Below are 18,815 nucleotides of genomic sequence, written 5' to 3'. Positions count from 1 at the left end.
GGCCTGGAGAACGGTAATGCAGGAAATCTGGATCGACTATTTGAACGCCATCGACGCCAAGGCGCTGGCGCTTTCCAACGACGAAATCCTTGAGGCCGTGACCAAGGCGCTCGATGCGCAAGGGCGCGGCGAGACCGTGATCGAGCCTCGCGTTCATCTCGTGCCGGAGAGTTCGGACAAGGGACATTTCAACGTGCTGCGCGGCTATGTGAAGCCGCTCGACTATGCCGGCGTCAAGGTCGTCGGCGATTTCGTCGACAACTACAAGCAGGGGCTGCCCTCGGAAATGGCGGTCCTCAATCTGTTCGATCCGCGCACCGGCGTGCCGAAGGCCATCATCGACGCGACCGCGATCACCGACATGCGCACCGGTGCCGTCACCGCCATCGGTGCGCGCCATCTCGCCCGCAAGGGCAGCAAGATCCTCGGCCATATCGGCGCGCGCGGCACCTCCTACTGGAATGTCCGGTTGCTCGATCACATCTTCGATTTTGACGAGATCCGCGTGCATTCGCGTCGTCCGGAAAGCCGCGATGCCTTTGCCGCGCGTCTGGAGAAGGATCTCGGCAAGAAGATCATCGTCACGGACAATTGGGAGGATTGCCTGAAGGGCGCCGACATCATGATCGAGGCAAGCCGCCTTCCGGAGCCGACGCCGCTCTTCAAGACTGCATGGGTCAAGAAAGGCGCCTTCGTCGTGCCTTACGGCACCATGAGCGCGCTCGAATTCGACCTGACCGACATCATGGACAAGGTCGTCGTCGATGATTGGGGGCAATGCGGTCCCGGCCGGCCCTTCGGTGCGCTTCGCCGCCATGTCGACGAGGGCAAGGTGACGGCCGAAACGCTGCATGCCGAGATCGGCCAGATCGTGTGCGGCGCCAAGCCGGGCCGTGAAAGCGATGACGAGACCATTCTCTTCTGGCACCGTGGACTCAGCACGACCGATGTCGCGCTCGGGGCGGCGATGGTCGAAAAGGCAAAACGTATGAATATCGGCCAGCGCCTTCGGTTTGCGTGACCAGCCATGACGACTTCAGCCGCCATCGCCTGCTCGCGAATGTACAACCTTAGCCCAAAGATATCAGCATCTTGGGATCGGTTCTTCCATTGGCTTGCGCACCGGTCGGGCGTCGAGCTTGAGGTTATCGCCCATGCGGCTCCCGCTCCGCTTTCCGAGCTGTGGGGGCGCCCCGACATGGGCGCCGTCTTCATGTGCGGCTTTCCATTTTCCAGGCTTGCGGCAGATGAGCGCCCGCTGCCATTGGCCGCTCCCGTTTCGCTGGCGGATTGGGCAAAGGGGCAACCCGTCTATGCGAGCCACATCGTCGCGGCCCGCGAAAGCCCGCTCAAGGAAGCCGATCTTGTGTCCGCCCGTTGGGGTTGGACCGTGCGCGACTCGCAGTCCGGCTACAACGCGCCGCGGGAATTCTTTGCAGCGCTTGCGGGCGGACAGCCGGCCCGCGAGACCATTGGCTCGCTCCTCAATCCGCGCGGCGTTGTCGAGGCGATCCGCTCCGGTGCGATCGATGTCGGCGCGATCGATGCCTACGCCTACCAGCTTCTGGCACTGCACGAACCGGAGATGGTTGCGCCATTGCGCATTGTCGCCACGACGAAACCGGCACCCTTCCCCTTGCTGGTCGCCGCCAGACAGCAACCTCCCGAGATCGTTGAGGCGCTTCGCGGCAACCTTCTCAGCGCCCACCGGGATCGGGAAGGTCTTGCTCTCCTGGCGGCGCTCGGGCTGGCCCGCTTTGCGGAACCGGATATCGCTGCCTATGATCAGCTTCCCGCAAGAGCGCGCGCTATCGATGAGGCTCTTGGACCCTGGTGAGCTTCGGCAGGCAGGCCTAACCGCCAAGCTGTTATGCCCCGGCGGCTTCCTTCAGCAGTTTCTCGGCAGCCAAGCCCAGGCATTCCTCGAATGCGGTCAGGTCCGTAAAGAGCTGATCCGCCGAAACCTTGCGGGTGACGATCACGCCGCCGCGTGCGGCAATGCCGCCGTCGAGCATCAGATTGTCGGCCATGTCGAAGTTTTCCAGCGCCAGCCCGTCGGGACCGCGATGGCGTCCGTCCGGACCAAGATGAACCTCCCCACCATAAAGCCCGCGCACACGCTCGAAGTGGTTTTCGGTGCAATTGGAAAAAGCGAATGCAGGGCAGCCGCGGGCACACATGAAGCCGAGTTCGAAGGCCGTGCCGACATCGGCGGCAACACCGCGAAACGGCGTCAGATTGGCGATGATAAGATCGGCGCTCGACATCAGCTTCTCGTTGATGGCGCTGATGGCAAGGCCGCGCTGCCTGCGTGTTTCCGTCTCGGGAACGGAGAGGTCACCCGGCGAGACCGGCGTAAAGCCATAGCTGCGCGTCAGCGCGATCTTGCGATCGAGGATTTCCCTCGCATTCGGGAGAAATACCTCCGGACCTGCCAAATACGCTCTCATTCCCTTGCCTCTTCGCCAGAATATTGCACCGCGGGAGTTGCGGGACCATATGAGGCCTATGGCCGATTCACGGCGCTTCTGCCATAGCCGGGCGCATAATTTACGATATCGCGAAATAGAGGCGATAGCCGTTCCCGGTCCTTGGCTCGACGCGTATAGTGATGTTCGGGATCGAACGGCGCTGACGGCCTGCGACAGGTGACGGAATTTGTGGGGTAAAGGAAATGCAATCTTCCATTGAGGCTATTGCCGCCTCGACACATGACGATCACGGCAGCTGGCCGACGAAACAAAGCAAGATACTCGATTGGCTGATGAATGACGTCCGCGATCAGCGCTTCATCGACAACATCCTCGTCGAACTCTGCGAAAAGATGCGGGTAGCCGGAATTCCGGTTGCGAGGGCGACCATGCATTTCAGAACGCATCATCCGCAATGGCTCGGCGCGCGGATTCTCTGGCGGACGGGGATGAAGGAGGCCGATATCGCCATGTTCAGCTACGGTGTCGAAAACACGCCGCAGTTTCTGGCAAGCCCCATCAACGAAATCTTCAACGGCGCGACGGAAGTCCGCAAAAATCTGGAGATTTGCGAAAAGGCGGAACTCGACTATCCCCTCTACAGGGAGATGCACGCGGAGGGTTTGACCGACTATATCGCCTGGCCGATCTATCACACGCTCGGAAAGCGTCACATTGTCACGTTCGCCTCGGATGCTCCCGGCGGTTTCACCGAACGGCATATTACTTTCCTGAAGGACCTGCTGCCGGCCCTGACGATGGTGACCGAGATCCGGCTGAAGAACGTCATGGCGCGCACGCTGCTGCGCACCTATGTCGGGCCGCATGCCAGTGAGAAGATCCTGGCGGGCGCCACGACGCGCGGGAGCGGCACCACGGTCGGCGCGGCGATCCTCATCTGCGACCTGCGCGATTTCACCACCATTTCGGATATGTGGCCGCGGGACGACGTGATCGAACTGCTCAACGGCTATTTCGACGCGATGGTCGAGCCGATCGAAAAGCACGGCGGCGAAATCCTCAAATTCATGGGCGATGGGCTATTGGCCATCTTCCCATTGAGCGACCCCAATGCCTGCCACAATCTCCTTCTCGCCATCAGCGAAGCGCAAACGGGCATTGCGGCACTCAATGAGGAGAACCGCAAGCATGGCCGCGAGGTGCTGCGTTATGGCGTCGGAGTGCATGTCGGCGATGTGATGTACGGCAATATCGGCTCGCGCACCCGGCTGGACTTCACGGTGATCGGGCCGGCCGTCAATATCGCGTCGCGGCTGGAATCCCTGACGAAGGAGGTCAAGCGGCCCGTGCTCCTGTCGAAGGCTTTCGTCGATATGGCCGGCTGCCAGCGGGATATGGAAAGTCTCGGCTCCTTCCCCCTCAAGGGTCTGGGGGAACCGGTCGATGTCTTCGCTTTCGCGGCAAAGGAGAAGCTGCTGCAGCACAGCTGATCGTCAGGCGGGAGAAAACCTTGCAAGCCGTCGATTTTGTACGGCGCGATTCAGTCGGTTGCAAAACGTGAAACGATTAGGGGATGCCGTCCCGGATGGACCTCCCTATATTGTGATGGAGATCATGACGATAGCCGCCTTATTTTGGGGATCGTTCTGCGCGTACACACGTTAAATACGGGTTGATTCCATCGGCTCGACGACGAGGGTGCATGCCACCCATAATACTCTGACAAGGAGAAAACAGATGAGAAAAATCCTGACCCTGACGCTTTCAGCAGCATCGTTGATCATTGCAGGCGCGGCTGCAGCGCGGGCGGCGGACATGCCGACGACCTACAATGAGGAGCCGGATCAGCGCAACGGCGTGAAGATCGGCTATCTCGATTGCGAAATCGGCGGCGGCGTCGGCTATGTTCTCGGTTCTGCCAAGGAAGTCGATTGCACCTTCCATTCGACCGTCGGACGCGAGCGCATCGATCACTACACCGGCGCGATCAGAAAGATGGGCGTCGATCTCGGTTTCACGACGCGCAGCCGGCTCATCTGGGCTGTCTTTGCGCCGACAGCCGGCTATCATCACGGCTCGCTGAGCGGCCTCTATCAGGGCGCCACTGTTGAAGCGACCGTCGGTGCCGGCGTGGGCACGAACATCCTTGTCGGCGGCACCTCCGGCTCCATCCATCTTCAGACGGTAAGCGTGACCGGCCAGCTCGGCCTCAACGTCGCCGCAACCGGCACCTCCGTTACCCTGACCTCGACCGATTAAGGCTTTCGGTCGTCCCGATAGCTTGACGTTTGGCCGCTCCCGCAGAACGCTGGAGCGGCCATTCTTTTAAGGCGGACGGCGCAAATCCATTTCGGATTTCACTGTATTTCAGCGTGAAATCGGCTTATCGCCGCTATAATTTACGCAAGACCGAATGATTCATGGGAGCCAGGTTCATGACCGATACCGTCACCGATCGCTTTCTTCGCTATGTTGTCGTCGATACTCAATCGGACCCGACCTCCACCACGCAGCCTTCCACCGAAAAGCAGAAAAACCTCGGACGCATCCTCGTCGCGGAGCTGCTGGCAATGGGACTGACCGATGCGCATCTGGATGAGCATGGCTATGTCTATGCCACCATTCCGTCGAATGTCGACAAGCCGGTTCCCGTGATCTGCTTCTGCTCCCATATGGACACCGCGCCCGATTTCACCGGCACGAACGTCAAGCCACAGATCCTGCGGAACTACGCCGGCGGCGATATTCGCCTTTCCGGCGATCCGCAGCAGGTCATCCGCGTCGACGAGCACCCTGCCCTGCGCGATCAGATCGGCAATGACATCATCACCTCGGACGGCACGACGCTGCTTGGAGCCGACGACAAGGCGGGGCTCGCCGAGATCGTGGCAGCGGCCAAATATCTCGTCGACAATCCCGACATTCGTCACGGCACCATCAAGTTGCTATTGACGACCGACGAGGAGATCGGCCGCGGCGTCGACAAGGTCGATCTGAAGAAACTGGGCGCGCAATTTGCCTACACGGTCGACGGCGAAACGGCTGGACATATAGAAGACGAAACATTCTCGGCCGACAGCGTCGAAATCGTCATCCAGGGCGTAGCCATTCATCCGGGCTTTGCCTTCGGAAAAATGGAGAACGCCATCAAGATCGCCGGAGCGATCATCGACCGGCTGCCGAAAGAGATCGCCCCTGAGACGACGGCGGAACGCGATGGTTTCATCCATCCGACGGGCGTCAGCGGCTCGATGGAGAAGGCTTCGCTCGGCCTCATCATCCGCGATTTCGACGAGGCCAGCCTTGCGACCAAGGAAGCCATGCTGGAGCAGATCGTCAAGGACGTGATGGCGGGCTATCCGGGCTCGTCGCACACATTCACCGTGCGGCATCAGTATCGCAACATGAAGGCGGTTCTCGATCGCCATCCGGAAATCGTGGAAAATGCCGTCGAAGCAATCCGACGCGCCGGCATGACGCCGGTTCGCGGCAGTATTCGCGGCGGTACCGACGGATCCAGACTTTCCTTCATGGGACTGCCGTGCGCCAACCTTTTTGCCGGCGGCCATGCCTTTCATTCGCCACTGGAGTGGGTCAGCCGGCAGGATATGGAAAAAGCCGTGAAAACACTCGTCGAATTGGCGAAGATCTGGGCAGAGCGCTCTTAACCTCGTCCAGGAGTAGACTTTATTCCCAATTTGAAAGCCGGTGGCCCTGTTGCGAAACAGGGTACACTTGTTCGTTTCGATGAAGATGATCGTGACCGAACACCAAGCGGCACTCCGCACCGTCCTACCAATCTATGCGGCCGACATCGTCAAGCGCTTCGCGGCCGCGCCGCAGCATGACGCCGGGGGCATCCGCCGCCCGGATCAATAGATGGCGCGCACCGGCCAACGGGTGAAAGCCCTCCTCTTCTCTCACTATCGGAGGAGGATCGTCAGCCTTCATCACGGGCAGCGCAGCCTGAGCATATTGCGGATGCCCAGCGATCAATGGATCGCGCGTTTCGCATTGTGGCAGGCAGCGGTCGAAACGCTCGACGCCACCCGATGCAGCAACCTTCATCCTGGCCACATCGCCATGCGAGGCGACCTTCTTTCCGACCGGCGTGCCGCTTTTGGCCGCGGCGAGAGGCGATGGCTGCGGGATCGGCACGGACATCAACTGCAGGGCGGGACTTGCATCTACCGCGACCTGCAATCCGTTCTTCGACGAATGCGCCAAAGGCGCAAGGCCGCCTAGAACAATGCGGCCGCTATCGTCGAAGACGCGCATCGCTTGTTCGGTCGGGGCCGTCTGGACGACGATATAGAGAGCACCGACCACTATGCCGCACACAGCAAGCCCGGAACTCAGCCGCCGGGTCATTTCGGTTTGGCCATTCCACCATTTCATCGGCTGCGTATCCATCGACCGCTCCTCTGGAATAGATATCGAATGCCCATTCTCACGAGAACTGTGGCGTGTCCTTTACCGAAACATGGCCAATTGCCGGCCTTTTGCAAAGAAATGTTGACGAGCAGGGAGCGGTGACTGCGAAAACCGGCTCTCGAACACGGACGCCGGCAATAGTCTTCGACGATGGCAAGATGTGGCCTTCTGGCGCCAGTTCATCTGCTTCGCAAGCGCGGCGCGATGGTCGAAGATGGTCAACATAGGCTCGACGCTTTTCTTCGCTGATGAAACTGTAACGCCCCATCATCGTCGTGGTCGCCGCATCAAGCGGCGTTTGCATCACCCGCTTTTTCCGGGCCGCTTCCCCCTGTAGACACGGCCGTTGTCTCCTCCGTTCCGATATCGGATGAACAGACCAGATTGCGTCCGCCCCGCTTGGCTCGATAAAGCCGCCTGTCGGCGACGATAGCCAGCTTCTCCCAATCCGCGATCGTACATTGCGTGCGCCAGTCGACGCCGAAGCTCGCCGTGACCTTCAACCCGTGTTGGTCGCTGATGACGGCCCGCTCCAGCGTTTCCCTCAATCTCTCCGCAGTCGCCCGCGCCGATGCTTCGGTCGCATCGTTCAGCACGATAATGAACTCCTCGCCGCCATAGCGCGCGAAAAGATCATCGGGCTTCAGGCACGGCTCCAGGATCTGGGCCGTCCGCTGAAGCACGAGGTCGCCGACGGCATGCCCGTGGCGATCATTGATCGATTTGAAATGGTCGATATCGAACATGATGATACCGATGCTGCGGGAGCGGGAGCCGGAACCGGTAGCGGCGAATAGCTGCTCCACGGCCTCGCCAAGCGCACGCCGATTGAGAAGACCGGTGAGCGCATCCGTCTGCGAGAGGCGCCTCAGTTCCTCCGTCATCGATTTGCGCTCCGTTTCCAGATGCCGTTTGAAGCGCTGCTGCTCACGCAGAAGATCCAGCCGCCGGAACATCTCGCCCACCTCGCGTCCGGCGTGAGGCATTCGTGGCGGCTGCACGAGGTTGCCGGCGGCAATGTCGTCGATCTGGCGTATCGCGGCAAGCATTGGCTGGAAAAGCGACCGTCTCAGCACATAGGCCAATCCGATCACGACGGTAATTGCCATGCCGGCGAGAAGGGCCGAGATCAGCATGGCCTTCAACTCTTTCTGCTGAACCTTCTCGAGCGACGTCACTGCGGTCGTCTCGATGAGTTCGCGCAGCGTTTCGGTGGACTTCATTCCCGGAACGTATTTCGTCGTGAACTCGCCCGGTGTCGGCGCATTGCCGTTATTCAGATCGAAGGCGACACGCTGAGCATATGGCAGCGATCCAGCGAAATAGCTGACCGCGACCTGATCCAGCAAACTTGCGATGGCCTGGGATTGAAGCGTGGTGGATGCATAGGTCTTCAGAAGCGCATTCACTTCGAGAACGCGGTTCAATTCGCTATCGAACTCGGCCCGATAGTGCGAACGGGCCTGCCCTTGCGAGGTCATCATCATCACCACGTAGGAACCCAGTCTTCCCGCGCGTTCCCGCAGCGTCCCGGCCATCGATGCCAGCATGACCTCGGCGCCCGTTTCCGGCGCCAGCGCAATGATTGATCGGCCGGCGGCATCCCGATAGTCCTGCGCACGGTCCGCCGCGCGGAACATCGTCTGGATCGCCTCCGCAATCTTCGCGCCGCTGCGCTCCTCGAGCGGCGTCGCGGCCACCGCATCGACGGCCTGCCTGCCGGCTTCCAATTGAGCCTTCACCGCCGTGAACGTACTGCGCATCTCCGGCGACTGATCTATTTCCGTGCGAAACAGGGTTTCGAGCCTGGCGATATCCTTGTCGGTCTCGTCGCGGCTTGTCATCAGAGCAGCGGCAAATTGTGACCGCTCCTCGTCCGACGCCCCCATGAGACTATTTGCCGGCCCCCGTTCTCTGGAGATTGTCGCCGCGGCATGCAAGGCGGCATGAAAGCGGCTGAACTCCGTCACGCCCCGCCTGTAGTTGACATAATCGGAAAAACTGAAAGCAATCGTCGAACAGGCCATCATCAAGCAAACCATGATAACAGCTACTGCACCGATCCATTGCAGCTGTTGAATTCCAAGCCGCGACAAGAAATGCTCTCCAAAACTACCGTCCGTTCCAGATTACACCAGATTTGGTGGAATCTTCATTTAACGAACAGGTTCAAATCCTCTTCATTTTCGTGGAGCGATGCTATCGGGTAACCTCCAATGGCCGCAGCTCCCTGAAACATGGGAGGATTGTACTTTGCGGACCGAAATGATGTGCCTGCCCCTTCCGGTGCCGAAGCGCGGCATTATTGCCGATAACCGGCGTCGCGCTCGCAAGCGCAATAGAAAAGAATAGTGCCGAAAATGAGTTCGCAGGATGTATCTATGATGTATCGATACATTCCAGCAAGTAGATTTCGCTTGAAATTCCGAAGAGATGGCAGGAAAAAGTTTCGAACAACCGGCGCGTCAAGCCGGCATAGCAGAACGAGCTAGTCTTGCTCAAAGGCCGAAGGCATGAAATTGGCGCGGGCAGAATAGTGCTGCTGGCCGGCTACATGCGATATCACCAGCGCATAGACCAGGATCGCACCAAGGGCGATGACAATTCCGTTCAGCGGAAAGCTTGTCTTCGAAGGTGTGCCGGACGATGTTTCGGGAGGGCTGGCGGATGCAGCCTTCGTCGCGAAGGGAAGCAATAGTTCCCGTTCTATACGGGCCTGCGCATCGAGGTGCTTGCCATATCTTGTTGTGGGTCGGAACTGAATGACTTCGCCCATTTTTCACGCGGTCCCTTTTACCGCTCGCGGTTATTGCTCATTCTCCTGGCCGTTGTCCGCATCGGTATAATCGACACGAACGACCACCTTTTCAGGCCGTTGCTCACCATGCGGAATGATCACGGTCACGATACAACGTTTCTCACGCGGCTTGACGGACAGCAGGCGTCCTTTCGTTTTCCACAAGACCTGATCCACCGCACTCGAACAATCCTGGATCCTGTAGGCGCCTTGAACGATCTGACTTTGCTCCGCCGATGCGCAGCCTGCAATCGAAACTCCCGCAAGTATTGTTAGCAACCTAATCATGCCTCACTATACTCCAACGCGGGCCGGGAAGCGACAGCGGTTCGCAAAAACCACAGTCTATTTGCGTCATCTTTTCGACATGAGCGGCCAAGTCACAAAGACCAGATCGCGGCGGAAAAGATGGACTCCTCCAGCAAATTCGTGGATGGAGAATTTTCCGGTTTCGTGACGTTTGCAGGATGCTGCGTGCCCCTCATGTCGCCCAAGTCAATCCATTCGCGCAGGGAGCCTAATGCTTATTCTCGAAACGTCCCGACTTGTCCTCAGGCCCTGGCGGGATAGCGACCACGCTCCGTTTTCCGCCATCAACGCGGATGCCGAGGTCCGGCGATACTATTATCCGCACCTCCTCACGTCGGAGGAAACCCGCGAGCTGATCGACGAGGCCAACGAGCAGCTGACACGGAGAGGCTTCGGCTTCCTCGCCGTCGAGCGCAAAGCCGACGGCGCCCTGATCGGCGGCGCGGGACTATCTCGACCCGGACCGGAAGTTCCGGGCAACTTCCCGCTTGAAATCGGCTGGATTCTGGGCCGCGCCCATTGGCGCAAGGGCTATGCGACGGAAGTCAGCCACCGTTTCCTGGAGTTTGCCTGGCAGCAGCTGCAGGCCGAATGCGTGATCGGCTATACCTCCGATATCAATTTCCCGTCGCGCCACGCGATGGAAAAGATCGGCATGGTGCGGGTCGAAGACGGCGATTTCGAAGACACTACTGTCCCGCCTGGCCATATCCTGCGACCGCATGTGCTCTATCGCATCGATCGCCCCACGCAACAGACCCATCAATGAACGGCTGCGGCCGGCGATGTTGGCGATCGAGTTCGCCCTTGCGTCGACGGTGCTTTCACGAGACAAATTTCAGATGACCATACCGACGGCCCATCCCTTTGATTTCGATCCCACCTACGGCATGGAGCAGGAACAGCTGCTCGCCATCCAGCCGCCGGAAGCGCCGCCCGGCTTCGACGAGTTCTGGCAGCAGCGCTACAAGGCCGCCATCGCTATCGATCCGCAACCGCGACTTCGCCATAGCAGGCTGCGACACGACGATTGGCATGTCTTCGATGTCAGCTACATGTCAACGGGATCGTTTCAGATCAACGGCTGGCTGATCGTTCCCCGCACCGGCCAGGTGCGGCGCGGCCTGATCGTCGGCCATGGATATGGCGGAAGAGACCAGCCCGAATTCGATCTGCCGGTCGAAGAGACGGCTGTCCTGTTTCCCTGCAGCCGAGGCCTTTCCCTCAGCGCCAGCCCGCAGATCCCATCCGATGCGTCCGGTCATGTCCTCTACGGCATCGAAAGTCGCGATACCTATATTATCGGCGGCTGTGTCGAGGACATCTGGCTCGGCGTTTCGGCGTTGCATACCCTCTACCCATGGCTTGCCGGCCATATCGGCTATAGCGGCATCAGCTTCGGAGGCGGTATCGGCGCCCTGGCAATTCCATTCGATGCGAGGATCAAGCGCGGGCATCTGGTGGTTCCGACGTTCGGCCATAGGCAATTGTGGTTGACCTTGCCGACCGTCGGCAGCGCCCAGTCCGTCCAGGCCTATCAGAAGCAGCATGGCAGCGTTCTGGAAACGTTGCGTTTCTTCGACGCGGCGATCGCGGCGAGCCGGATCACCGTGCCGATGCTCGTCGCCCCTGCCCTGTTCGATCCTGCCGTTGCGCCCCCGTGCCAATTCTCCGTCGCAAATGCGCTACAGAAGTTTAACGAAATCTTCATCCTGGATGCCGGCCACTTCGATTATGCTGGCAGCGAAGAGCAGAACGCAATTCTGCGAGACAAGGTGGGGCGATTTTTCAAGGTGCCATGAACCGCGAATATCTGCGCTGGTACAGCCCGAGGCTGGAACGAGACATGGAGCTGCTGGTGTTCGGCCACGCAGGCGCAAAGGTATTGGTGTTTCCCACGCGCGAAGGCCGTTTCTGGGAATATGAGCAGATCGGCATCGTCGCAAGCCTTGCCGACAAGCTGAATGCCGGGCAGCTTCAGCTCTATTGCATCGAGGGACTGGCTGCGGAAACCTTCTACGGCTCCCATCGACACCCTGCAGAGCGCATTCGCCGACACAACGCTTTCGAGGAATATATTCTGAACGAAGTCCTGCCGCTGATGGCGCAGAAGAACCCTCATGAGTGCATCATCGTTCACGGCTGCAGCCTCGGGGCCTTCCAGGCCGCCAGCCTCGTCTTCCGTCACCCTCACCTCTTTCGCAAGCTGGTGGCATTTTCCGGTCGCTACGATCTGACGATGAAGGTCGAATCCTTCACGGATCTGTTCGACGGCTATTATGACGACGACATCTATTTTCACACGCCGACGCATTTTCTGCCGGGGCTTGCCTGCGAATGGCAACTGGAGAAGCTACGCCAGATCGATATCGTCATGACGATCGGCGGCACCGACCCTTTCTTCGACAACAATCGCCATCTCAGTCGCCTGCTGGCCGAGAAGCGGATCAATCATCAACTGCACATATGGGATGGGCGCGCGCACCGCGCCGGCGCGTGGCGGAGGATGGCGCCGCTCTACGTCTGACGCGGCAATCGGCTTTCGATATGCCGCGCGCCGAAGCAAGCGGCACTCACCGCCGCCATTTCAGGCTAGCGCAGCCGGGATCGGCCGGAGCACCTTGCGGGCACCGTAGTCCCGCTCGTGGGACTTGCGATGCTGCTGCTCGGAGCCCGCGGAAAATTCGACAAGAATGCGCTCCATCATACCGTCCGGATAGGTTCCGGTGTCCTCGGTCTCGACTTCAGACTGGGCGGTAACGATCTTCAGATTCATCTCTAGTCCTCCGGCTCTGCACGGAAATCCTTGATTCCAATGTTTGTTCCATTAGTATCCGGACAATTGTTAAAAAATTAACTACGTCCGTTAATCAATTGGGGCGCCACGGTATCGAACTTGAACGGCTGGCCGGATTGGAACATTCTCCCGCTTTCGGCGTTCAATCTCTGATTGATTGGGGAGCTTGATGCATCGGTCCGAATTGCCCTGGAAACGGCACCCGTCGCTGCCACAGGATAAACCAACATCGATTTCGACATAGACTAACCTCGGGATCCTTCCGGCGCCCGCGTGGTTTTGCATGCCTTCCATCAATCACTGTCCAATCGGCGGATAGACTGGAGCGGATCATGGCCATTCTCATCACTTCGATCATTCTGGCACTCATCGGCCTGGCGCTTGGCGGCGGCGGCCTTTGGCTGGTGCTGCTCGGCGGCAGCGCCTTCTATGTGCTGGCAGGCCTGGCCTTTCTCGTGACGGCGATCCTGCTTTTCATGCGCAAGGCCGCGGCGCTCTGGCTCTATGCCATCTTCGTGCTCGCCGCACTTGCCTGGGCGATATGGGAGGTGGGCTTCGACTGGTGGCAGCTTGGTCCGCGCGGCGGCCTGATCATTCTGATCGGCCTTTGGTTGCTGACACCCTGGATCCGGCGGCCGCTCGGCTTTCGCAGCCTCGACGGCGTTCATTATGGGGCCAACCCATGGCCGCTCGCCGTCTCGCTGTTCATCGCGATCCTCGCCGCCGCCTATTCGATGACGACCGATCCCCACGATCTCTCGGGCGAATTGCCGACAACGGTTGCGACCAATGCGCAGATGGGAGGCGATGTCCCGAACGGCGAATGGCATCAGTATGGCCGAACCTCCTTCGGCCAGCGCTACTCGCCACTCGATCAGATCAATGCGCAGAACGTTGCCAACCTCAAGGAAGTCTGGCGATACCAGACAGGCGACGTGAAGCGGCCTGACGATATCGGCGAGACGACCTACCAGGTCACGCCGCTCAAGATCGGCGACACTCTTTTCATTTGCACGCCCCATAGCCTGGCGATCGCCCTCGACGCAAAGGACGGCAAGGAGAAATGGCGGTACGACGCCAATGCCGGCCTGAACCCCAACCGCCAGCATCAGACATGCCGCGGCGTCTCCTACTATCACGACAGCGCAGTCGCCGCGGGAGCGCCCTGCGCCGACCGCGTCTATCTGCCGACCTCGGATGCACGGCTGATCGCGCTCGACGCCGCCAATGGCAAGGTATGTTCCAGCTTCGCCAACGAGGGGACGCTGCATCTCGAAACCGGCATGAAGTACAATCCGGCCGGTTATTACTATTCGACGTCGCCGCCCGTGATCGTTGCCGACAAGATCATCATCGGCGGCGCTGTCAACGACAACTACTCCATCCAGGAACAGTCCGGCGTCATCCGCGCCTTCGACGCAAGGACGGGCGCGCTGCTCTGGAACTGGGATTCCGGCAACCCGGACCAGACGGCGCCCCTGCCTGCCGGCCAGACCTATACAACCAACTCGCCGAATAGCTGGTCGGTCTCCAGCGCCGACGAGAAGCTCGGCGTGGTTTATGTCCCGCTCGGCAACCAGACGCCCGACCAGCTCGGAATGGGCCGCAGCGCCAACGTCGAGCGCTTCTCCTCCTCGGTGGTGGCGCTGGACATCAACACCGGCCAGCTCAAATGGGTGCAGCAATTCGTTCATCACGATCTCTGGGATATGGATGTGCCGGCCCAGCCCGTGCTCGTCGACCTGACCAAGGCCGATGGCAGCACCGTGCCTGCGCTCGTCGCCTCGACCAAGCAGGGCGACATCTATGTGCTGGATCGCCGCACCGGAGCCCCGATCATTCCCTTCAAGGAGATTCCGGCGCCCAGCGGCACCATTCCCGAGGATCACGCCTCACCGACGCAGCCGATCTCGGACCTGACGTTTTCGCCGCCGCCTCTGCAGGAAAAGGACATGTGGGGCGTCTCGCTGTTCGATCAGCTCGCCTGCCGCATCGCCTTCCATCAGCATCAGTATGAAGGCCGCTACACGCCGCCGTCGCTGCGTGGCTCGATCATTTTTCCCGGCAATTTCGGCACCTTCAACTGGGGCAGCGTCGCAGTCGATCCCGAACGGCAGATCATGTTCGGCATGCCGACCTACCTGGCCTTCACCTCGAGACTGGTGCCGAGGGCCGACATCCCGCCGAAGGGAGCGGGCGACAAGGGCAGCGAACAGGGCCTGAACCGGAACGAAGGGTCTCCCTACGGCGTCTATATGGGGCCATTCGTCAGCCCGCTCGGCATTCCCTGCCAGGCGCCGCCATGGGGCTATGTCGCCGGCGTCGACCTGAAGACCGGAAAGATCGCCTACAAGCACAAGAACGGCACCGTCCATGACATGACGCCGCTGCCGCTGCCCTTCAAGGTCGGCGTTCCCGGCATTGGCGGCCCGATCGTCACCAAGGGCGGCGTCGCTTTCCTCGCCGCCGCAGTCGACGATTATCTGCGCGCCTATGACGTCACCAGCGGCAGGCAACTCTGGGAAGCACGGCTGCCGGCCGGTGGTCAGGCGACGCCGATGACCTATACGGCCAGCGACAACAAGCAATATGTCGTGATGGTCGCGGGCGGACACGGTTCGGTTGGGACGAAGCCGGGTGACTATGTGATCGGCTATACGTTGCCTTAGCTGAGGTTGAAGCGGGGCTCCTCGCCCCTCGCCCTTCTCAGCTCTTTCGGGAGCGCAGTTGATCCGCCTCCATGTGATCGGCGGCGGGATCGGAGGGCGGTTCCCAGCCGAAGACGCTGCGGCCGCCATAGGAGAAGGAACGGTCGAATTCGCCGGCAACGATCTCCTTGAGATCGGGACCGGTGACATATCGCTCCAGCATTCTCGACTGATCGTCCAGGCGCCTGAGGGCTGACAGTTCCTCGTCCCGGCCGAGCCGACCTTTTCTGACGGCCGATTTCATTACGCTGATCGTCTCGTCGTAGACTTTCAGCGGCACGGGAAAGGGATGCCTATCCTTGCCGCCATGCGCCAGCGAAAAGCGGGCCGGATCGGAAAAACGGCATGGCGCACCGTGGACGACTTCCGCGACCATGGCCAAAGCCTTAACCGTTCTCGCACCCACACCGGGCGTCAGCAACAGCTCCTGGAAATCCACCGGGCCGCGATCGGCCGCGGCGGCAAGATTGCCATGGAGGCGACGCATGTTGACGTCTTCCTCGCGCACGTCATGATGCGCCGGCATGATGAGATAGGGCAGCATCGGTTGAAGCTCTGGTTTGGTCTTTCCTTCAGCTTGCCGTTCCAAAACATTGAATTCGCGGATAATTCCGTCTGGACCGATTGACGAAAGCAAATCAAGTTGCTCGCTGCGAGAGTGTTCTGCGCGCCTGTCGGCGAGGTTGATGATCTCACCCTGCTCGCGCCCTTCTATGGCTGCGTGGGGCGAATCCAGAAAACTCGTCAGACCTTCGGATAGCCAGTGATAGCGCCGCGCCTGTCGCCGCTCGCCGTTCATGCCCTGCTGGACGACGACCCACTTGCCGTCATCGGCGACGATGAAGCCGTGAAGATAAAGATCGAAGCCGTCCTGCACGGCTGCGCTGTCCACTTTTGCGATCAGCCGGCTCTTGGTGGCGAGGGATACGCCGTCGATGCCGACGCGATCGCCGATATGAAGCAGCTCGTCCGGCGTCTTGCGCGATTGCGCACCGCGGCCGCCGCAGACATGGATGCCGAGCTCGCCGGACAGCGGCGTCAGACCGCGCTTCAACGCGCCGAGGACGCTCGTCGTGATGCCCGAGGAATGCCAATCCATGCCCATGACGGCGCCGAAGGACTGAAACCAGAAAGGATTGGCCAGGCGGCGAAACAGCTCGTCGCGCCCGTAATGCTGCACGATCGCTTCGGTGATGACAGCGCCCAGGCGTGTCATCCGGTCTCCAAGCCAGCGCGGCACGCGGCCGCCATGCAGGGGAAGGTCAGCTTTGCCAGCTCTCTGTGCCAAATCCACGACTCTCGTTCTTTACCGTGGCATTGTAGCCCCGGCGTCAGGTCTGCGCCATCCGCTCCGCTCTTCTGATTTCACGCATTTGGAAGCAGGCCGTGGCGGTCAGGCGCGATTGCGCAGCAGGTAGGAACGCATCGCCGCGATGCCTTCGTCGATATTGGCGCGGCCGAAGCCGATGCGGAACCGATCGCCGGGCGTTGGATGGAGATCCGAATGGTAGAGGCTGGCCGGCAGGAGGAGTACGCCAGCCTGCTCGACCAGATCGCGCGCAAACGTCTCGACGCCATCGGCGCCCTTATAGCGCGGATAGCAGACGCAGCCCCCGTCAGGAGTATACCAATCGAAGAGATGCTCGAATTCCGAAAACAGCCCCTTCAACTTCACCAGATTGGAAGCGATCAGACGGTTGTTGCAGTCGAGGATCCTGTAGGCATTCAGCAGGGCGATCTTGGCCAGGCTCTCGCTCGGCCCGGCGTTGCAGATCGAGAGATAGTGCTTCATCCGCTCCATCTTCGAAAGCAGGACGTGATCCCGGCAGGCGATCCAGCCGATGCGCAAGCCCGGCAATCCGTAGGCCTTGGACATGACGCCCAGCGAAAGGCCGCGCTCATAGACGTCGGCGGCGGCCGGCAACAGCGGCTTGCCCTCGACGGTCAGCCCGCGATAGACCTCGTCGCTGAAGAGCCAGATGCCATGCCGCCGGCAGAGCTCCACGAGCGCATCGAAACGCTCCCTTTCGAGGACCTTGCCTGTGGGGTTATGAGGGAAGTTGATCGAAATCAGCCTGGTATTCGGCCGGATCGCCGCGGCAACCGCGTCGATATCGAGCGACCAGGCGTCATCAGGATCGAGCGCCACGGCCGAGACATCGCAAATGCTGAGCGGGATCGTTTCCGCCGACTGATAGTTCGGGGTGACGACGATCGCATGGTCTCCTTTATCGAGAAGCGCATGCATGGCGATGTAGATGCCCTCTTCCGCCCCCGCGAAGCACAGAATATCAGCGCCCTGCATTTGCCCGTAGAGGCCGGCAATGATCGCGCGCAACTCCGGATTGCCGAAGGTCTCGCTATAGCCCAGCCACAGGGTCTCATGCTCCCGCCGCTGCTCCGGCGTCGCCATCGCCAGCAGCTCCGCCATCGTCATGCTTTGCGCGTCGGAGGCGGTCATGTGGTAGCGCGCGCTGAATTCCCACTTCGAGAAATAGGTTTCGAGCTTGAAGTCCGGCAGGAGCGGCATGGGTTTTCTCCATAAACGAGAAGGACCGGCACAAATCCGTGCCGATCCAGTAGACCATGACGTTAGAGAGATATTGACAAACTGTCAAATATAGAGCGATTGTAAATTAACGTGAACGGAAGGCAACCATGGCGAAGAGCGCGAACGCAGGCGGCGCGGAGTGGGCTCAGGAGGATATCCTGCAATTTGTCCCCATCGCGGAAGCGGTGGCGGCACTGCTGAAGCCGCATGCGGAAGTCGTCATCCACGACTTGCGAACCCAGACCATCGCTCATATCGCCAACAACCTGTCACGACGTGAAATCGGCGGCTCGTCTCTTGCCGAACTGAAGGACATCGGAGCCCTCGGCACCGATGTCATCGGCCCCTATCGCAAAACGAATTTCGACGGACGGCAGCTCAAATCCATCACCGCCGTTCTCAGGACCAAGGCAGCCGAGCCGTTCGGCCTGCTCTGCATCAATTTCGACATCGCACCGATCGAGGCAGCGCGCGACGCGCTCAATCTTCTTGCCGCATTTCAGGGAACAGGCGCACAGCCGTCCGCGCTTTTCCGCACGGACTGGCAGGAAACGGTCAACAGCGCGATCGCGGATTTTCTTGGCGAACGCGGGCTCGCGGCTTCCGCACTGGCAAAGGAAGATCATGCGGCGCTCATCGAAGCGCTGGAAGAGGATGGCTATTTCGCCATCCGCAATCTCGTCCCCTATCTTGCCAAGCTGCTCGGAATCTCCCGTGCGACGGTCTACAAGCATCTGCGCGACGCGCGACACAACAAGCTGCAAACGGTTGAGGCGTAAGGCCTTCA

General features: G+C 60.2%; 19 protein-coding genes. 10 read left to right on the top strand and 9 right to left on the bottom strand.

What is annotated here, in order from left to right:
* The first annotated feature begins 16 nt into the window (after positions 1–16).
* Entirely contained in the window at positions 17–1,021 is a 1,005-nt protein-coding gene (locus tag ACQZ6J_RS13170) for an ornithine cyclodeaminase family protein (RefSeq protein WP_449084371.1), read from the top strand.
* A gap of 6 nt (positions 1,022–1,027) precedes the next feature.
* Entirely contained in the window at positions 1,028–1,837 is an 810-nt protein-coding gene (locus tag ACQZ6J_RS13165; protein WP_449084370.1) for a phosphate/phosphite/phosphonate ABC transporter substrate-binding protein, read from the top strand.
* Between the two features lie 31 nt (positions 1,838–1,868).
* Here ACQZ6J_RS13165 and ACQZ6J_RS13160 read toward each other — a convergent pair whose 3' ends face one another.
* A complete protein-coding gene (locus ACQZ6J_RS13160; protein WP_449084369.1) occupies positions 1,869–2,450 on the bottom strand; it encodes a nucleoside 2-deoxyribosyltransferase in 582 nt (193 codons plus the stop codon).
* Positions 2,451–2,674: 224 nt separating this feature from the next.
* On the opposite strand from ACQZ6J_RS13160, the gene ACQZ6J_RS13155 reads away from it, so the two are divergent.
* The 3 genes from ACQZ6J_RS13155 (at position 2,675) to pepT (ending at position 6,100) form a co-directional block, all read left to right on the top strand.
* On the top strand, positions 2,675–3,922 hold the full coding sequence (locus ACQZ6J_RS13155; protein ID WP_449084368.1) for an adenylate/guanylate cyclase domain-containing protein: 1,248 nt from the start codon (positions 2,675–2,677) through the stop codon (positions 3,920–3,922).
* 247 nt (positions 3,923–4,169) lie between these two features.
* Positions 4,170–4,691 carry a DUF992 domain-containing protein gene (locus ACQZ6J_RS13150; protein ID WP_449084367.1) on the top strand — a complete coding sequence of 174 codons (522 nt, stop codon included), beginning with the start codon at positions 4,170–4,172 and terminating at the stop codon, positions 4,689–4,691.
* Between the two features lie 176 nt (positions 4,692–4,867).
* Complete coding sequence (pepT, locus tag ACQZ6J_RS13145; protein WP_449084366.1) at positions 4,868–6,100, top strand: peptidase T; 1,233 nt, start codon at positions 4,868–4,870, stop codon at positions 6,098–6,100.
* A 124-nt stretch (positions 6,101–6,224) separates the two neighbouring features.
* Here the strand turns inward: pepT and ACQZ6J_RS13140 are convergent, their stop codons facing one another.
* The 5 genes from ACQZ6J_RS13140 to ACQZ6J_RS13120 form a co-directional block, all read right to left on the bottom strand.
* Complete coding sequence (locus tag ACQZ6J_RS13140) at positions 6,225–6,845, bottom strand: hypothetical protein (protein WP_449084365.1); 621 nt, start codon at positions 6,843–6,845, stop codon at positions 6,225–6,227.
* Positions 6,846–6,882: 37 nt separating this feature from the next.
* Complete coding sequence (locus tag ACQZ6J_RS13135) at positions 6,883–7,170, bottom strand: hypothetical protein (protein ID WP_449084364.1); 288 nt, start codon at positions 7,168–7,170, stop codon at positions 6,883–6,885.
* Positions 7,154–8,896: a diguanylate cyclase gene (locus tag ACQZ6J_RS13130; protein WP_449084363.1), complete on the bottom strand. Its 1,743-nt coding sequence runs from the start codon at positions 8,894–8,896 to the stop codon at positions 7,154–7,156. Before ACQZ6J_RS13130 ends, ACQZ6J_RS13135 begins: the two co-directional genes overlap by 17 nt.
* A gap of 458 nt (positions 8,897–9,354) precedes the next feature.
* On the bottom strand, positions 9,355–9,642 hold the full coding sequence (locus ACQZ6J_RS13125) for a hypothetical protein (protein ID WP_163985287.1): 288 nt from the start codon (positions 9,640–9,642) through the stop codon (positions 9,355–9,357).
* Between the two features lie 30 nt (positions 9,643–9,672).
* Positions 9,673–9,951 (bottom strand): hypothetical protein, encoded by a 279-nt coding sequence (locus ACQZ6J_RS13120; RefSeq protein ID WP_449084362.1) that lies wholly within the window; start codon positions 9,949–9,951, stop codon positions 9,673–9,675.
* 232 nt (positions 9,952–10,183) lie between these two features.
* Between ACQZ6J_RS13120 and ACQZ6J_RS13115 the strand changes: the two genes are divergently transcribed.
* The 3 genes from ACQZ6J_RS13115 (at position 10,184) to ACQZ6J_RS13105 (ending at position 12,499) form a co-directional block, all read left to right on the top strand.
* Positions 10,184–10,741: a GNAT family N-acetyltransferase gene (locus ACQZ6J_RS13115; RefSeq protein ID WP_449084361.1), complete on the top strand. Its 558-nt coding sequence runs from the start codon at positions 10,184–10,186 to the stop codon at positions 10,739–10,741.
* A 73-nt stretch (positions 10,742–10,814) separates the two neighbouring features.
* Positions 10,815–11,774 (top strand): acetylxylan esterase, encoded by a 960-nt coding sequence (locus ACQZ6J_RS13110; protein ID WP_449084360.1) that lies wholly within the window; start codon positions 10,815–10,817, stop codon positions 11,772–11,774.
* Positions 11,771–12,499: an esterase family protein gene (locus ACQZ6J_RS13105; protein ID WP_449084359.1), complete on the top strand. Its 729-nt coding sequence runs from the start codon at positions 11,771–11,773 to the stop codon at positions 12,497–12,499. The genes ACQZ6J_RS13110 and ACQZ6J_RS13105 overlap by 4 nt, the downstream gene beginning before the upstream one ends.
* Positions 12,500–12,559: 60 nt before the next feature.
* Here ACQZ6J_RS13105 and ACQZ6J_RS13100 read toward each other — a convergent pair whose 3' ends face one another.
* Positions 12,560–12,748 (bottom strand): hypothetical protein, encoded by a 189-nt coding sequence (locus ACQZ6J_RS13100; RefSeq protein ID WP_163985292.1) that lies wholly within the window; start codon positions 12,746–12,748, stop codon positions 12,560–12,562.
* Positions 12,749–13,101: 353 nt separating this feature from the next.
* On the opposite strand from ACQZ6J_RS13100, the gene ACQZ6J_RS13095 reads away from it, so the two are divergent.
* Positions 13,102–15,438: a glucose/quinate/shikimate family membrane-bound PQQ-dependent dehydrogenase gene (locus ACQZ6J_RS13095; RefSeq protein ID WP_449084358.1), complete on the top strand. Its 2,337-nt coding sequence runs from the start codon at positions 13,102–13,104 to the stop codon at positions 15,436–15,438.
* Positions 15,439–15,475: 37 nt separating this feature from the next.
* Here ACQZ6J_RS13095 and ACQZ6J_RS13090 read toward each other — a convergent pair whose 3' ends face one another.
* Positions 15,476–16,765 carry a DUF763 domain-containing protein gene (locus ACQZ6J_RS13090; protein WP_449084357.1) on the bottom strand — a complete coding sequence of 430 codons (1,290 nt, stop codon included), beginning with the start codon at positions 16,763–16,765 and terminating at the stop codon, positions 15,476–15,478.
* 105 nt (positions 16,766–16,870) lie between these two features.
* Positions 16,871–18,007, bottom strand: a complete 1,137-nt coding sequence (locus tag ACQZ6J_RS13085) for an aminotransferase class I/II-fold pyridoxal phosphate-dependent enzyme (RefSeq protein ID WP_449084356.1) — start codon at positions 18,005–18,007, stop codon at positions 16,871–16,873.
* 128 nt (positions 18,008–18,135) lie between these two features.
* On the opposite strand from ACQZ6J_RS13085, the gene ACQZ6J_RS13080 reads away from it, so the two are divergent.
* Positions 18,136–18,807, top strand: a complete 672-nt coding sequence (locus ACQZ6J_RS13080) for a helix-turn-helix transcriptional regulator (RefSeq protein ID WP_449084355.1) — start codon at positions 18,136–18,138, stop codon at positions 18,805–18,807.
* The last annotated feature ends 8 nt before the right edge of the window (positions 18,808–18,815 follow it).

The organism is Rhizobium sp. A37_96 (assembly GCF_053521765.1).
The sequence above is the reverse complement of the archived record's forward strand: the minus strand, read 5'-3'. Positions and strand labels throughout refer to the sequence as shown.